The sequence below is a fragment of the Geomonas oryzisoli genome (assembly GCF_018986915.1).
Classification (GTDB): domain Bacteria; phylum Desulfobacterota; class Desulfuromonadia; order Geobacterales; family Geobacteraceae; genus Geomonas; species Geomonas oryzisoli.
The window spans coordinates 965,831-982,198 of sequence record NZ_CP076723.1; the positions used below are offsets into that span (position 1 = coordinate 965,831).

Annotated in this window: 8 protein-coding genes; 7 read left to right on the forward strand and 1 reads right to left on the reverse strand. The window is 63.8% G+C overall.

The genetic code is table 11. The features are described from left to right. The first annotated feature begins 163 nt into the window (after window positions 1-163). Window positions 164-2,233 carry an elongation factor G gene (gene fusA / locus KP004_RS04305; protein WP_216802378.1) on the forward strand — a complete coding sequence of 690 codons (2,070 nt, stop codon included), beginning with the start codon at window positions 164-166 and terminating at the stop codon, window positions 2,231-2,233. Between the two features lie 49 nt (window positions 2,234-2,282). Here the strand turns inward: fusA and KP004_RS04310 are convergent, their stop codons facing one another. Beyond that, window positions 2,283-5,090, reverse strand: a complete 2,808-nt coding sequence (locus tag KP004_RS04310) for a PAS domain-containing sensor histidine kinase (RefSeq protein ID WP_239026937.1) — start codon at window positions 5,088-5,090, stop codon at window positions 2,283-2,285. A 579-nt stretch (window positions 5,091-5,669) separates the two neighbouring features. On the opposite strand from KP004_RS04310, the gene KP004_RS04315 reads away from it, so the two are divergent. The 6 genes from KP004_RS04315 (at window position 5,670) to KP004_RS04340 (ending at window position 16,269) form a co-directional block, all read left to right on the forward strand. Beyond that, window positions 5,670-6,626 carry a YbgA family protein gene (locus tag KP004_RS04315; protein ID WP_216801161.1) on the forward strand — a complete coding sequence of 319 codons (957 nt, stop codon included), beginning with the start codon at window positions 5,670-5,672 and terminating at the stop codon, window positions 6,624-6,626. Between the two features lie 103 nt (window positions 6,627-6,729). Continuing rightward, the gene (locus KP004_RS04320) at window positions 6,730-8,733 is read left to right on the forward strand and encodes a heterodisulfide reductase-related iron-sulfur binding cluster (RefSeq protein WP_216801162.1); all 2,004 of its coding nucleotides are present in this window, start codon (window positions 6,730-6,732) and stop codon (window positions 8,731-8,733) included. A 197-nt stretch (window positions 8,734-8,930) separates the two neighbouring features. Then, window positions 8,931-10,739, forward strand: coding sequence for a transporter substrate-binding domain-containing protein (locus KP004_RS04325; RefSeq protein ID WP_216801163.1), 1,809 nt, complete (start codon window positions 8,931-8,933; stop codon window positions 10,737-10,739). Then, window positions 10,736-12,142, forward strand: coding sequence for a sigma-54-dependent transcriptional regulator (locus tag KP004_RS04330; RefSeq protein ID WP_216801164.1), 1,407 nt, complete (start codon window positions 10,736-10,738; stop codon window positions 12,140-12,142). Before KP004_RS04325 ends, KP004_RS04330 begins: the two co-directional genes overlap by 4 nt. A 398-nt stretch (window positions 12,143-12,540) precedes the next feature. After that, complete coding sequence (locus KP004_RS04335; protein ID WP_216801165.1) at window positions 12,541-13,854, forward strand: dicarboxylate/amino acid:cation symporter; 1,314 nt, start codon at window positions 12,541-12,543, stop codon at window positions 13,852-13,854. 165 nt (window positions 13,855-14,019) lie between these two features. Continuing rightward, the gene (locus KP004_RS04340; protein ID WP_216801166.1) at window positions 14,020-16,269 is read left to right on the forward strand and encodes an NADP-dependent malic enzyme; all 2,250 of its coding nucleotides are present in this window, start codon (window positions 14,020-14,022) and stop codon (window positions 16,267-16,269) included. Window positions 16,270-16,368: the final 99 nt, after the last annotated feature.

Consider the following 16,368-nt stretch of genomic DNA (forward strand, 5'->3'; position numbering starts at 1 on the left):
AAAACTAATGCAAAGAGTGTAGGATGTCAACACATCGTGCAAGCAAAGTAACGGAAAGGGAGCCGCAGTACCTGCGGGGGGCTCTTTGACTTCTGCAGAATGTTGGATATCATTGGACTTTTCGGACCACGGTTCGATGATCACGATGTAAAGGAGAACGACGATTCCAGCCCCCGACGTTTCTCACATCCGAAATATCGGCATCATCTCCCACATCGATGCAGGGAAGACTACTGTCACTGAGCGCATCCTCTTCTACAGCGGTGAAACGCACAAGATGGGAGAGGTGCATGACGGCCAGGCGGTCATGGACTGGATGCCTCAGGAGCAGGAGCGGGGGATAACCATCACCGCCAGCGCCACCTCATGCCGCTGGGGAGAATACCGGATCAACCTGATCGACACCCCGGGGCACATAGACTTCACCATCGAGGTGGAGCGGAGCGTCCGGGTGCTGGACGGCGCGGTGGCCATCTTCAGTGCCGTCGAGGGGGTGCAGCCCCAGAGCGAGCTGGTATGGCGCCAGGCCGATCGCTATCGCGTACCCCGGATCTGCCTGATCAACAAGATGGACCGCCTGGGGGCGGACCACGCCCATGTGCTGCATCACATGACCGAGCGGCTGGGGGCACGGGCGGTTCTGCTGCAGCTTCCCATGGGAACGGAGACCGCGTTTTCCGGTGTGATCGACCTGATCGATGAGGAGGCCTTCTCGTTTTCGGAGCAGGACCTGGGACGGACGGTGCTGCGCGCCCCGGTACCCGCCGAATACGCAGACTCGGTGCTTAAGGCACGCCTGCAGTTGACGGAGGTGGCCGCGGATTTCGACGACCAGGTGATGGCGGACTTCCTGGAGGGGCGCAAGGTGGCGCCTGCAGATCTGCACCGCGCGCTGCGCACGGGGACCCTTTCCTGCCAGATCTTCCCGGTGCTGCTGGGGTCGGCGCTGCGCAACAAGGGGGTGCAGCCGGTCCTCGACGCGGTCTGCCTCTATCTGCCGTCCCCGCTGGACCTCCCGGCCATGGTAGGGAGGCAGCCGGGCAACGGCGAGGCTGAGATCTTCAGTTGCGATCCGGACCATCCCCTGCGCGCGCTGGCCTTCAAGGTCATGGCGGAGGAGGGGCGGCGCCTTACCTACCTGCGCATCTATTCGGGGAGGGTGAAAACGGGAGCGAGCCTGCTCAATGCCAGCCGCGGCGGCAACGAGCGCATCAGGCACCTGTTTCGGATGCACGCCCACCGCAGAGAGGAGGTCGCCGAGGCCATCGCGGGGGACATCGTGGCGGTAACCGGCTGCCAGTCGACCCTCACCGGCGACACCCTCTGCGATCCGGAGCATCCCCTGATCCTGGAGGGGGTGAGCGTGCCCGACCCGGTCGTCTCTCTGGCCGTGGAGGCAAAGGGGGTGGAAGACCGGGCGCACCTGTTGGGCGCGCTGGAGTTTTTCCAGTGGGAGGACCCCACCTTCCGGGTGCACGAGGACAAGGAGACCGGGCAGACCATCCTCACCGGGATGGGAGAACTGCATCTGGAGATCGTCATCGACCGCCTGCGGCGCGAGTACGGCGTGCAGGTGAAGACGGGGCGGCCGAGGGTGGTGTACCGCGAGGCGCTGCGGCGCGAGGTGTCCCGGCGCGAGGTGTTCCAGTCCATGGCCGACAAGCGCCCGGAACCTGCCGAGCTCTTGCTGCGCCTGGTTCCGCTGCCCCGGGGCGCCGGAGTGAGGACCATGCTTCCGGCGCCGGCGGCCCCGATCACCCCTGAGCTGCTGGCCGCAGTGCAGGAGAGCCTGCTGGAGGCGTGCCGCGGCGGCTGTGTGACGGGGTACGCCCTGACCGACCTGGAGGTGCGGGTGGAGGAGATCCCGGTGGAGCCGGGCGCTCCGGCCCCCTCTGAGCTCTCCCTGCGCGGTGCGGCGCAGCGCGGGGTGGTGCTGGCGGCGCGCGAGGGGGATCCCATGCTGCTGGAGCCGATCATGAAACTGGAGCTGGAAACGCCGACGGAGCACCTTGGGAAGGTGCTGGGGGGGCTGCAGCAGAAAAGGGGGCGGGTGGAGGGGCTGGACCGGCGTGGGGAGCTCGAGCTGGTCAAGGCAACCGTCCCGCTGGCCGAGATGTTCGGCTACATGACCGAGCTGCGCAGCGCAACCAAGGGGCGCGGGAGTTACACCATGGAGTTCCAGGGATTCGAAGAGGCCCCGGCGGAGGTGCAGCAGCGCTTCGGTTTGCAGTAGCGGCAGGAAAAGTGAGGGGACTGGCTCCGCAGGTGCCAGTCCCCCTGTGTCAGCTCCTGGGGCCCCTGCGCCGGGTGTCGCAGCGTTTCATCACCTCGGCAAGCGCCTGCATGCTGTAGGGTTTCTGGATGAAGGCGAGGTAGCCCGCTCCCGAGAGTTTCCGGGTCACCTCCTGCTCGCTGTAGCCGCTGGAAATGATCACCTTCACCTCCGGATCGCATTTCCTCAACTCCTGGTAGGTCTGTTCCCCATCCATGTGCGGCATGGTCAGATCGAGGACGACGAAGCGCACGTCGCCCCTGGCACGGTACAGTTCCACGGCAGCGGCTCCGCTGAGCGCGGTAACCACCTGGTAGCCCAACTGCTCCAGCATGGAAGCCCCCACGCTGCAGATGAACTCCTCGTCGTCCACCAGCAGCACCGTCCCGCTTCCCTGCCAGGTTTCCTCCGGCGCCGGCTGCTGCTCCGCCGCCTCATCCTGGACCGGCAGTTCGCTGGGAGGGAGGATGACGGTGAAGGTGGTGCCGCGACCGGGCGCGCTCTCCACCTTGATGGCGCCCCGGTGTCCCCTGATGATCCCCAGCACCGCGGACATTCCGAGCCCGCGGCCGGTGAACTTGGTGGTGAAGAAGGGGTCGAAGATGCGCGACAGCGTGGCGTCGTCCATGCCGCAGCCGTCGTCCTCCACCTGCAGGAACAGGAATTCCCCTTCCTTGATTTCCTTCTCGCTCCAGGCACCTTTCAGGTACTGCTCGTTGAAGTGGCGCAAGCCGCTGCGGATGGTGATGGTACCGCCACGGTCGCCGATCGCCTCGGAGGCGTTGATAACCAGGTTCATCACGATCTGGCGCAACTGGGTGGAGTCCGCCTGCACCGGCGGGAGTTCCTGCGTCAGCTCCAGCACCAGGCGGCACTTCTTTGAGATGGAGACTTCCAGCAGGTGGGCCATCTCGGTCAAGAGGCCGTTCAGGCTGACCGGTTCGACCACGAACATCCCCTTGCCGGAGTAGGCGAGCATCTGCCTGGCCAGATCGGCCGCCCTGATGGCCCCCTTTTCTATGTTCTGCAGGTTCTCAACCGCCGGTGAGCCGGGGTCGATGCGCATGAGGCCGAGGCTCGAGTTGCCGAGGATCCCGGTCAGGATGTTGTTGAAGTCGTGGGCGATACCTCCCGCCAGGATCCCCAGGCTCTCCAGCTTCTGGGCGTGCAGCAGCTGCTGCTCCAGCCTCAGGCGCTCCTCCTCGTGGAGACGCCGTTCCAGCTCCGCGGCGGCGCGCGCGCTCACCATCTGCAGTATCTCTTCCGCAAGCTCCCGGTTCGACAGCGGCTTGCAGCCGATGGTGGCGATGAGCCCGATGGGGACCCCGGTGGAGCTCCACAGCACCACGCCCAGGTAGCTCTCGGCCTTCAGGTCCTGCAGCACCTGGTCGTTGGGGAAAAGCTGGCGCACCCCCTGACGGTAGCAGCAGATGTTGTGCCCCACCACCTCTCCGCAGGGTGTCTCCTTGAGTGTGTAGCGCACATTCTCCTCGAAGTTGCCGTTGTAGTAGACGGCCAACGTACGGGCCCAGAGGTTTCCTTCCTCCAACTGGTCGATGCAGATGAAATCCATGTCCAGGGTGGCGGCCAGGTAGCGGGCCAGGCGGTGGAAGAACTGCTCGTCGGGCGCGGTCGAGGTGTGGGGCTGGGCCAGGAAGGCGAGGCACTCCTCGGTGCGTTTGCGCTTGGTGATCACGTCGAACACGATGACGAAGCACCCCGGCTCGGGGCTGTAGACCGACACCGAGAGCCATTCGCTGATGGCGTTCACGTAACACTCCATCTGCTCCGGCTTCCCGGTCAAGGCCACCCGCCGGAAGGCGGCCAGCAGCTCGGGATCGGAATCCCACAGCCCGGGCAGCACTTCGCTCATCCGTTTCCCACCCGTCACCCGCAGCCCGGTGAGCCGCTCGAAGCTCTGGTTGACCTCCAGGAACACGAAATCCAGGGGAATGGCGGAGTCCAGGATCATCCTGCAGTAGGCGAAGCCGTTCAGCATGTTGTCGAACAGGGAACGGTAGCGCTCTTCGCTCTTCTTGAGGCTCTCTTCGGCCTGCTTGCTCCGGGTGATGTCCATGCCGCTGGCCTGGAATTCCACCACCTGCCCGGCGTCGTCCATGATGACGCTGCTGTTCCATTTCTGCCATACCAGGCGGCCGTCCGGGAGCCATGCCCGCACCTCCAGCGCCTGCCCCTGGGTTTCCTCGGTCATGCTCTCGACGCAACGGATCAGGGCCTCGCGGTCCTGCAGGAAAAAGAAGGGGTAGAAGTTTTGCCCCAAAAGTTCCTCCCGCTCCTTCTGGAGGTAGCGGCAGTAGGTGTCGTTCACGAAGGTAAGCGTCCCGCCGCGCCGGTAGCGGACTACGAATTCGCCCTGGGTCTGCACCATGGCGCGGTAGCGTGATTCGCTCTCGTAGAGCGCACGTTCCGCCTCCCGGGTTTCCCTGAAGATGACGCAGACGTGGGGGGGGGCGGATGCGTCCTTTGACGCGAGCGGCATGGCGTCCATGCAGACCGGCACCAGGCGCCCCTTGCGGCGGTTGTGGATGGCGAGGTTGACCTCGCGCGAGGGAGTCCCCTGGAGGGCGGACATGGCGGGGTGCTGGGCGGGCGGAACCGGGGTCCCCTGCACGGTGCAGAGTTGCCACTGGGGGGATGCGGTGTTGTGCCGCAGGAACAGGTCGCGCTCCATCCCGAAGATCTCGAGAGCCGCAGTATTGACGTACAACGGGGCGCCGTCCGCCCCCTGGATGAACATCGCCAGGGGCAGTTCGTCGAACAGGGCAAGGCATTGCTCCAGCGAGTCGAACATCGGCATTGCTCCGCTTCCTGGTTTTGCCAACGAGGGTGAAGAAACACAACAGATAGGTTTATATCAGATAGTGCTGAATGTTCAATTGCAGGAGGTCCTATGGGGCTCATCGAATGACAGTTGCAGCGACGGCTGAGTTGTTGACAGTGACAGGGCGTGCTGTCAATGGTTCGGCGCATGGCGTCGGTTTTTTGTGTCGCTGCCGCCTTTTTTGCACCGCTTTGCCAGTGTCACGGGCGCAAGATCGAGGGTTTATGTCATTGGTTGGATTATTGCATACACATGTGGGCTTGCCTATACTGTCTAAAAAGGAGCAACCCCGTGTTCTTGATGCTCAAAACGTTCCCCGACCGCAGGGAGAATCGTCACCCCAAGCAGCAGCCTCTGCTGGACGGTAACACGAACCACGTTGCCAGGCATGATCTGAGAATGCCGCTACCTCCCCGACAGGTGCGGCTCTGCATCGGCGAGGGGCTCTTCGGCCAAGAGGCGCCGCTCTTTTAACGACAGTCCTTCCCGCTGGCGCAGGAGGCGTTTTTCTGCCACAATGTCTCCCGCCCCATCGATGCACCAGGGAGGTTATTCATGTCCGGATCCGGCGCACCCATAAAAATCGGCGTCAGCTCCTGCCTTTTGGGAGAGAAGGTACGCTACGACGGCGGCCACAAGCACGACCCCTACATCACGGCGGTCCTGGGACGGTTCTTCAGTTTCGTGCCGGTCTGTCCGGAGGTGGAGTGCGGCATGACCACGCCGCGCGAGGCGATGCGCCTGGAGGGCGATCCTGAAAAGCCGCGGCTCATGACGCACCGCAGCCGCATCGACAAGACCGAACAGATGCTCGAGTTCTGCCGCAACAAGGTGGAGCAGTTGGCGCACGAGGACCTGTGCGGCTTCGTCTTCAAGAAGGGCTCCCCCTCCTCGGGGCTGTTCCGGGTCAAGGTGTACCGGGAGGGAATGGCGCCGGCAACCGGCAGCGGCCTCTTCGCCGCTGCGGTGGCGCGACGCTTCCCGCAACTCCCCATGGAGGAGGAGGGGAGGCTGAACGACCCGGTACTCAGGGAAAACTTCATCGAGCGGGTGTTCGCCTTCAGGCGCTGGAAGGACTTTCTCGGCCAGGGACCGGACCTTGGCAAGCTGGTGCAGTTTCACACCTGCCAGAAGCTGCTGATCATGTCGCACAGCACCCAGCTCTACCGCGAACTCGGGGCGCTGGTGGCACGGGGGAAGGAGCTTCCTCTGGCCGAGCTGCTGGAGCGCTACCAGGAGCTCTACATGAAGGCCCTGGAGCTGCACGCGACGGTGAAGAAGCAGACCAACGTACTGATGCACATCATGGGGTACTTCAAGAAGGAACTCTCCGCCGACGAGAAACAGGAGCTTTTGCAGCTGATCGGCCAGTACCACGACGGGATGGTGCCGCTGGTGGTCCCCCTGACGATGCTCAAGCATTACGTCGCCAAGTACCGGCAGGAGTACTTGCGGCAGCAGGTCTATCTCTCCCCCCACCCGGCGGAGCTCATGCTGCGTAACCACGTCTAGCCGCCCGGGCTCACCATCCCCAAACCCGCCTATTAGATTTTCTCTATCCTGGAACGCCCTCTTCGGCTATAGTTTGCCCATTCCGCAACTGCAGAGGTGCCGTATGGAAGCGACACGCGAGATCTACTGGAACGTCAACCATGCCCTGATCTGGGTCATGTACCTGTTCGCCTTCCTCGCCCTGGGCGGATGCGCCTGGGGCTTCTGGTCGCGGCTGCCGCTGTACCGGCAGGGGAAGCCCCTGGACCGGCTGGATCGGCTCTCGCTGCGCCTGAAGCTCATGGTGCGCGGCGCACTGACCCAGGCCAAGGTGCTCCGGGTGCAGGTGCCGGGGACGCTGCATGCCTTTTTCTTCTGGGGATTCCTGCTCCTGTTCATCGGCACGCTGCTCATCATGCTGCAGGCCGACTTAACGGCGCCGCTGGCGGGATGGACCTTTCTGAAGGGGACCTTCTACAAGGGGTATTCCCTCACCCTGGACCTGGCGGGGATGATCGCCATCCTCATGCTGGCCGGGCTCTTCGTGCGCCGCTTCCTGGTCAGGCCCCCGGCGCTCCCCACCAAGAGGGACGACTACCTGGCGCATGCGCTCCTCTTCACCATCCTGATAACGGGATTCGTGGTGGAGGCGCTCCGGATGGCCGCCACCGAGGTGCACCAGAACCCGGAGTTGGCCAGGCTCTCCCCGGGGGGGCTGCTGCTAACCCCCCTGTTCGCCGGGATGACCCCCGCCGGCATCTCCATCACCCACAAGGCCCTGTGGTGGATTCACTTCTTCCTGGCCATGGCCTTCATCGTCGCCATCCCCTTCACCAAGCTGCGGCACCTGTTCACCGATCCGGCCAACTACCTCTTCACCGATCTGCGTCCCAAGGGGGCCATCGCGACCATCAACCTCGAGGACGAGACCGCCGAGCAGTTCGGCGCGGCCAAGGCCGCCGACCTCGCCTGGAAGGACATCTACGATGCCGACGCCTGCACGCTGTGCAAGCGCTGCCAGGACCGCTGCCCGGCCTGGAACACCGAGAAGCCGCTTTCCCCGATGCGGGTGGTGCAGCAGGTGGGGGAGCTGGCGCTCAACGACCCGCAGGGGGACCTGTGCCGTTACGTCACCGAGGAGGTGCTCTGGGACTGTACTACCTGCCGGGCCTGCCAGGAGATCTGCCCGGTAGACATCGAGCACGTCAACAAGATCCTTGAGATGCGGCGGAACCTGGCCCTCATGGAGGGGAAGTTCCCCGGCGACGAGGTGCGGGGCGCGATGGGGAACTACGAGGTGAACGGCAACCCCTTCGGCCTGGCCTGGGCCGAGCGCGGCGCCTGGGCCGAGGGGCTCGACGTGGTCACGCTGGAGAGCGGCGAGCCCTTCGACGTGATGTACTTCGTGGGGTGCTACGCCTCCTTCGACCGCAGGAACCGGGAGGTGGCCAAGGCCTTCGCGAGGATCTGCTCCGCGGCGGGGATCAGGCTCGGCATCCTCGGTAAGGAAGAGAAGTGCTGCGGGGAGCCGCCGCGCAAGCTGGGCAACGAGTACCAGTACCAGACCATGGCCCAGGAGAACATAGAACGGATCAAGGGGTACGGGGTGCGGGAGATCGTGACCACCTGTCCCCACTGCTTCAACACCCTGGCGCGCGACTACCGCGAGCTCGGCCTGGAGGTCCCGGTACGCCACTACAGCACCTTGCTGGCGGAACTGGTGCAACAGGGACGGCTGCAGCTGGAACCGGGCGAGAGCTTCGACTGCACCTACCACGATTCCTGCTACATCGGACGCTACGCCGACATCTTCGAACCGCCGCGCGAGGTCGTGCAGCTCTTGGGAGGCACCATCGCCGAGATGGATAGAAACCGCATGGAGAGCTTTTGCTGCGGCGGGGGAGGGGGGCGCATCCTCGCCGAGGAGAAGGTAGGCACGCGCATCAGCGCAGCCCGGGTGCAGATGGCCGGGGAAACCGGCGCTCCCATGCTGGTTTCCAACTGCCCCTTCTGCCTCACCATGTTCGAGGACGGCATCAAGACCGGCGGCCTGGAAGGAAGCCTCGCGGCGCGCGACCTGGCCGAGCTCGTGGCGGCGCGGCTCCCGGCGCCCGGCTCCGGCCGTTGACCGAAAGGGGACTGGCTCCGTAAGGTGCCTGTCCCCCTTTACTTCTGACTGGCACAAAGGGGACTGGCACCTGCGGAGCCAGTCCCCTTTCTCATGAGCTTCATTGACTTGTGCACTTCAGGCGTGCGATAGTGGGACGGGCTTCTGCGTCGCCGCCGGCGGCACAGAGCCCGCATCCCAGCTTTGAGGACGATGCAGTGGTCCACCGCGCCCTGACAGGCAAAACGCACACCTTCGGCACCAGGTTTCTCCGCTTTGTGCGGGCGCTCCCCGGCACGACGCTCCTGGTCTTGTTCCTTTTGCTGGTCCCGCTGTGCCTTGCCGCCCCCGCCGATTTCATCCCCGACCCCGCGCATCAGGCGCCCGCGACCGTCGTGGTGGGGGGGGACCGCGCCTATCCCCCCTACGAGTTCATCGACAAGGACGGCAACCCCGCCGGTTACAACGTCGACCTGACCCGCGCCATCGCCGAGGTGATGGGGATGAAGGTCCGCTTCGTCTTCGGCAACTGGTCCGAGGTGCGCGCCGGGCTGCAAAACGGCAGCATCGACATCCTGCAGGGACTCTCCTATTCCGCTCAGCGCCTGAGCTCGGTGGAATTCTCACCCCCCCACACCATCGTGCACCACGCCATCTTCGCCCGGCGCGACGCCAAACCGGTCAAGAGCCTGGAGGAGTTGCGCGGCAAGAAAGTGCTGGTCTTCCAGTCCGGCATCATGCACGAGCGCCTGAAGCAGATGGGGTTCGAGAAGGACCTGGTGCTCACGCCGACCCCGGCCGAGGCGCTCAGGCTGCTCGCCTCGGGGCAGGGTGACTACGCCGTGGTGGCGCAACTTCCCGGCATCTACCTGATCCGCGAACTGCGCCTCACCAACCTGGTGCCGGTCGCCAAGGCCGTGGTGAGCGAGCAGTACTGCTACGCGGTGCAGCGCGGCGACAAGGAACTGCTGGCCCGCTTCAACGAGGGGCTCGCCATCGTCATCAAGACCGGGCAGTACGCGCAGATCTACAACCGCTGGCTCGGGGTGAACGACCCCCCCCGGGTGACCCGCGAGCTGGCTCTCAAGTACGGCGCGATGATCCTGATCCCCCTGCTGATCGTGCTGGCGGTGACGGCGCTTTGGTCCAAGACCCTGCACAAGCGGGTGGCTGAGCGGACCACGGCGCTGGCCCAGGAGGTTGCCGAGCGCAACAAGGCGCTGGAGGAGCTGAAGCGCCACCAGGACAAGCTGATCCAGGCGGACAAGATGACCTCGCTGGGAACCCTGGTCTCCGGCGTCGCCCACGAGATCAACAACCCCAACGGCCTGCTTTTGCTGGACATCCCGGTGCTCAAAAGGGTGCATGACGACGCGGAGGAGATCCTGGAGGCGCATTACCGCGAGCAGGGAGACTTCATGCTCGGCGGGGTCCCCTACTCGGAGATGCGCGACGAGATCCCGCGCATCCTGGACGAGATGCAGGACGGCGCCCAGCGCATCAAGCGCATCGTCAACGACCTGAAGGACTTCGCGCGCAAAGACATGGGGCAGAAATCGCTCATCGACCTGGATGCGGTGGCAAGGACCGCGCTCCGGCTCGTGGACCCCACCATCCGTTCCTCGACCGACCACTTCCAGTCCGCCTTCCACGGCTCGCTCCCCCAGATCCTGGGCAACGGCCAGCGCATCGAGCAGGTCATCGTCAACCTGGTGCTCAACGCCTGCCAGGCGCTCCCCAACCGCGACTGCGGGGTCTTCATCGGCACCAGTTACGATGCCGAGCGCGGCCAGGTCCTGCTCCAGGTCACCGACCAGGGGGTGGGGGTGGCGCAGGAACACCTTCCCTACCTGCTCGACCCCTTCTTCACCACCAAGAGGGAGAGCGGCGGCACCGGCCTCGGGCTCTCCGTCTCGGCGGGCATCGTCAAGGAGCACGGCGGCGCCCTGCAGTTCCAGTCCACACCGGGGAGGGGTACCACGGTGACCCTCTCGTTTCCCGTCCCCGACAGGAGTCCGCTGACATGAAAAAGACACTCTTCCCCACCTTCGGCATCCTGCTGGTCGACGACGAGCCGGCCTGGCTCAAGTCGTTCGCGCTCACGCTGAAGAGCTGCGCGGGGATCAACAACATCGTCACCTGCCAGGAGAGCCGCGAGGTGATGGGGCTTTTGGACCAGGGAGACATCGGCCTGGTGCTGTTGGATCTCACCATGCCGCAGCCGTGCGGGGAAACGCTGTTGCAGCAGATCGGGGAGAGCCACCCCGAGATCATGACCATCATCGTGAGCGGGATGAACCAGCTGGAGACGGCGGTGCGCTGCATGAAGCTGGGGGCCTTCGACTACATCGTCAAGACCGACGAGGAGGACCGCCTGGTGAGCGGGGTGCTGCGTGCCGTGCGCATCCTGGAGCTGCAGCAGGAATTCCGCACCATGTCGGACCGGATGCTGTCGCGGGAGCTGAAGCACCCGGAGGCGTTCGTCGACATCGTCACCTGCGACCCCCGCATGCACGACCTGTTCAACTACGTGGAGGCGGTTTCCCCGAGCCACCAGCCGCTGCTGATCACCGGGGAAAGCGGAGTGGGCAAGGAACTGGTGGCCCGCGCCGTGCACGCCCTGAGCGGCTGCTCCGGTCCGCTGGTCGCCGTCAACGTCGCCGGGCTTGACGACACGGTGTTCGCGGACACCCTGTTCGGCCATGTCCGCGGCGCCTATACCGGCGCCGACCAGGCCCGTCCCGGCATGATCGAGCAGGCCGGCAACGGGACGCTGTTTCTGGACGAGATCGGCGATCTGAGCATCGCCTCCCAGGTAAAGCTGTTGCGCCTGCTCCAGGAGGGTGAGTACTTCCCGCTGGGGGGTGACCGCCCCAAGCGGATGAACGCGCGCATCGTGGTGGCGACCCACCGCGACCTGGCCGCCCGGGAGGCCGCGGGGCAGTTCCGGCGCGACCTGTACTACCGCCTGTGCACCCACCGCATCAACATCCCCTCCCTCAGGGAGAGGGTAGGGGACATCCCGCTGCTGCTCGATTACTTCCTGAACGAAGCGGCCAAGTCGCTGGGGAAGAAAAAGCCCACCCCGCCCAAGGAGCTGGCGCAGGTGCTGGCCACCTACAGCTTCCCCGGCAACGTCCGCGAGCTGCGCGGCATGGTCTACAATGCGGTCAGCCTGCACAAGGAACGCATCCTTTCCATGGAAAGTTTCCTGAAGGCGATCGGGCAGAGCCGCGACACCGCCAACCCGCCGCTCCAAAGTCAAAACCCGTTTGCGACTTTCGAACGGCTGCCCACCTTCGTCGAGGCCGCCGAGCTGCTGGTGGAGGAGGCGATCAGCCGCGCCAACGGCGTACAGGCTATTGCGGCGCGGCTTTTAGGCATTTCCGCGCCCGCACTGAACAAGCGTCTCAAGATGTCACGCAAGTAGGCCCGGCGGCGGAGAGTTTCCTCCCTCTCCGCCTCCGGATCGGCGATTTTTTTTCCCGCCCGCACCCCCGAAACTCACCCTGCCCGCGCCTTACCCCCCGTTACGGGGTGAATGGTCTTAACTTTGGTTAACTGCTTAACCATGGTTAAGCGCCGCATCCTGCCGAAACGTAAACGCTTCCCCGATTGCAACAGCAAAGGTGTTCACTTAGGTTAATGCCTTTTGCGAGCCTTTTTGCGCGTAAAACATTATTTTCCGATGTAAATACGGCAACTTGCATCCGTATACGTATGCTTGGTACCGCTCTTGCTGATATGGAGTGTCAAACAGTGTTATCGGCTAACGCCTTTGTCGGATCTACAATCCAGGTTCACGAGAACCAACCAAAAGGAGAGACCATGAAAACGAAGAAGTTTTACCAGGTTCTGTACTTCCAGGTGCTGTTGGCGATATCCATCGGTATCGCACTGGGCTACTACCTGCCCGACACCGGAGCGGCCATGAAGCCCCTGGGCGACGGCTTCATCAAGATGATCAAGATGATCATCACCCCGGTGATCTTCTGTACCGTGGTCACCGGCATCGCCGGCATGGACGACATGAAGAAGGTCGGTCGCGTCGGCGGCAAGGCGATGCTGTACTTCGAAGTGGTCTCCACCCTGGCGCTGGGTATCGGCCTGTTGGTGATCAACGTGATCCAGCCGGGCGTGGGCATGAACGCCGACGTCACCAAGCTCGACACCAAGGGGCTCGCGACCTACACCGCCACCGCCGCCAAGTCGCACAGCTTCGCCGACTTCGCCCTGGGCATCATCCCGACCAGCGTCGTGGACGCCTTCGCCAAGGGTGAGATCCTCCAGGTGCTCTTTTTCGCCATCTTCTTCGGCCTGGCGCTTGCCGCCCTCGGCGAGAAGGGCAAGCCGATCTACAAGTTCATCGACGACGTCTCCCACGCCCTGTTCGGGGTGGTCAACCTGATCATGAAGTTCGCACCGATCGGCGCCTTCGGCGCCATGGCCTTCACCATCGGCAAGTTCGGCCTGGGCTCGCTGGCCAAGCTCGGCATGCTGATGGGCAGCTTCTACCTCACCTGCCTCCTGTTCATCTTCGTGGTACTCGGCACCATCGGTAAGATCTGCGGCTTCAACATCTTCAAATTCATCTCCTACATCAAGGAAGAGCTACTGATTGTGCTGGGAACCTCCTCCTCGGAATCCGCGCTGCCGCGCATGATGGCGAAGCTTGAGAACCTTGGCTGCACCAAGTCCGTCGTCGGCCTGGTCATCCCGACCGGCTACTCCTTCAACCTGGACGGCACCTCCATCTACCTGACCATGGCCGCCATCTTCGTGGCGCAGGCCACCAACACCCCGCTCACCATGACGCAGACCCTCACCATCCTGGGTGTGCTTATGCTGACCTCGAAAGGCGCCGCGGGCGTTACCGGCAGCGGCTTCGTGACGCTCGCTGCGACCTTCGCCGCCATCCCCACCATTCCGGTGGCGGGTCTGGCCCTGATCCTTGGCATCGACCGCTTCATGTCCGAGGCGCGCGCCCTCACCAACCTGGTCGGCAACGGCGTCGCCACCGTGGTGGTCTCGCGCTGGGAGAACGAGCTCGACGTTGAGCGCATGAACCGCGTGCTGAACAACCAGGAGGTCGAGGAGGAGCCCGAGATGGGCCTCCTGGAGCCGGAGCCGGAAGAGGCGTAAGCCGGCGATGGCACCTTCCCCCACCCCCTAACCCCCTCCCGCAAGGGGAGGGGGGATTCAAACATTTCCGCCCCGAGAGGGGCTTTCCGAGAGAGGGCTAGCACAGTGTTGCTGCTGCCCTCTTTTTTTGAACCTGAATTTGGCTGAACAGAGGAGGAAACATAGATGAGCAAGAAACTGGGAGCCCTCGACTACCACTGCAACGGTAGGAAAGGGAAGATAGAAGTCATCGCCACCAAACCATGTCAGACCGCGGCAGACCTGTCGCTTGCCTACTCTCCGGGGGTAGCCGAGCCCTGCCTCGCCATCCAGCAGAATCCGGACGACGCCTACAAGTACACCGCCAAGGGGAACCTGGTGGCGGTCGTCTCCAACGGCACCGCCGTCCTGGGCCTTGGCAACCTGGGTGCTTTGGCCGGCAAGCCGGTCATGGAAGGGAAGGGTGTCCTCTTCAAGCGCTTCGCCGACATCGACGTCTTCGACATCGAGCTGAACACCGAGAACCCGGATGAGATCATCAAGGCGTGCCAGCTCCTGGAGCCGACTTTCGGCGGCATCAACCTGGAGGACATCAAGGCGCCCGAGTGCTTCTATATCGAGGAAGAGCTGAAAAAGACCATGAACATCCCGGTCTTCCACGACGACCAGCACGGCACCGCCATCATCTGCTCGGCGGCCCTTCTGAACGCGCTCAAGCTTACCGGCAAGAAGATCGGGGACATCAGGATCGTCGTGAACGGCGCCGGCGCCTCGGCCAACTCCTGCGCGAAGCTCGCCATCGCCCTGGGTGTCAAACCCGACAACATGATCATGTGCGACACCAAGGGGGTCATCTACAAGGGGCGGGTAGAGGGGATGAACAAGTACAAGGAGCTCTTCGCCGCCGACACCCCCTTCCGCACCCTCGAGGAGGCGGCCAATGGGGCCGACGTCCTCTTCGGCCTTTCCGTGAAGGGGGCCTTCACGCCGGAGATGATCCGGAGCATGGCACCCAACCCGATCATCTTCGCCATGGCGAACCCCGACCCGGAGATCACCCCCGAGGAGGCGCACGCGGTGCGTGGTGATGTGATCATGGCCACCGGCCGCTCCGATTATCCCAACCAGGTGAACAACGTGCTCGGCTTCCCCTTCATCTTCCGTGGGGCCCTCGACGTGCGTGCCACCGCCATCAACGAGGAGATGAAGCTTGCCGCGGTGCACGCGCTGGCGAAGCTCGCCCAGGAGGAGGTCCCCGACTCCGTATCCAAGGCCTACGGCAACGAGAAGTTTTCCTTCGGCGTGAACTACATCATACCCAAGCCGTTCGACCCGCGTGTCCTCCTGCACGTTGCGCCCGCCATCGCCCAGGCGGCCATGGACACCGGCGTGGCACGTCAGCCTATCGAAGATATGGCGAAGTACATCGAGCAGCTCGAGTGCTCCCAGGGACGTTCCAAGGAGATCATGCGCATGGTCATCAACAAGGCGAAGAGCGACCCGAAAAAGGTCGTCTTCCCCGAGGGTGACAACGAGAAGATCCTGCGGGCCGCACAGACCCTGGTAGAGGAGGGGATCGCGCAGCCGATCCTGGTGGGTGACCGCAAGAAGATCCAGCAGAAGATGGACGACCTGAACCTCGACCTCGAGGTACCCATCGTCGACCCCGCCGAGAGCGAGCTCACCGAGGAGTACGCCCAGGAGCTTTACCAGTTGCGGCAGAGGAAGGGGATCACCAGCTCCGAGAGCAGCCGCATCATGCGCAGGAAATCCAGGACCCACTTCGGCACCATGATGGTGCACAAGGGGCATGCGGACGCGCTTTTGGGCGGGATCGACACCCACTACCCGGAGACCATCCGTCCGGCCCTGGAGGTGCTCGGCAAGCAGGCGGGGCTTTCCAGCGTGCACGGTCTCTACATGATGGTGTTCAAGAAGGGGGTCTACTTCCTGGCCGATACCACGGTGACCATCGACCCGACCGCTGAGGAGCTGGCCGAGACCGCCATTCTCGCCGCCGAGAAGGTCGCCATGCTCGACATCGAGCCGAGGATCGCCATGCTCTCCTTCTCCAACTTCGGTTCGGTGGACCATCCCCAGGCGAACAAGGTGAAGCGCGCCGTGGAGCTGGTCAAGGAGCGTGCGCCTCACCTGATCGTCGAAGGGGAGATGCAGGCCGACACCGCGGTGGTGCCCGAGCTCCTGGAGGGATACACCTTCTCCAAACTGAAGACCCCCGCCAACGTGCTCATCTTCCCGGATCTGAACTCCGGCAACATCTGCTACAAGCTTTTGCGTCGCCTGGGAGGCGCCGAGTCCATCGGCCCCATCCTCATGGGGATGAATAAGCCTGTGCACGTGCTGCAGCGCGGCGACGACGTTCACGACATCGTCAACATGGCCGCTATCGCCGTGGTGGACGCCCAGAATCCCTAGCTGTGGGACCGTCGGGTCCCGGTCCCCCATTCCCGCCTTGAGGCGAGGAATGGGGGATTTTTTGTGCCTGTCTCCTTTTGCGTTTACGACGTGTTTTAT

Bases quoted from the DNA above. Each gene is read 5' to 3' on its own strand.
- KP004_RS04310 (WP_239026937.1), bottom strand. From the start codon at position 5,090: ATGCCGATGTTCGACTCGCTGGAGCAATGCCTTGCCCTGTTCGACGAA.
- KP004_RS04315 (WP_216801161.1), top strand. From the start codon at position 5,670: ATGTCCGGATCCGGCGCACCCATAAAAATCGGCGTCAGCTCCTGCCTT.
- KP004_RS04320 (WP_216801162.1), top strand. From the start codon at position 6,730: ATGGAAGCGACACGCGAGATCTACTGGAACGTCAACCATGCCCTGATC.
- KP004_RS04330 (WP_216801164.1), top strand. From the start codon at position 10,736: ATGAAAAAGACACTCTTCCCCACCTTCGGCATCCTGCTGGTCGACGAC.
- KP004_RS04340 (WP_216801166.1), top strand. From the start codon at position 14,020: ATGAGCAAGAAACTGGGAGCCCTCGACTACCACTGCAACGGTAGGAAA.
- KP004_RS04335 (WP_216801165.1), top strand. From the start codon at position 12,541: ATGAAAACGAAGAAGTTTTACCAGGTTCTGTACTTCCAGGTGCTGTTG.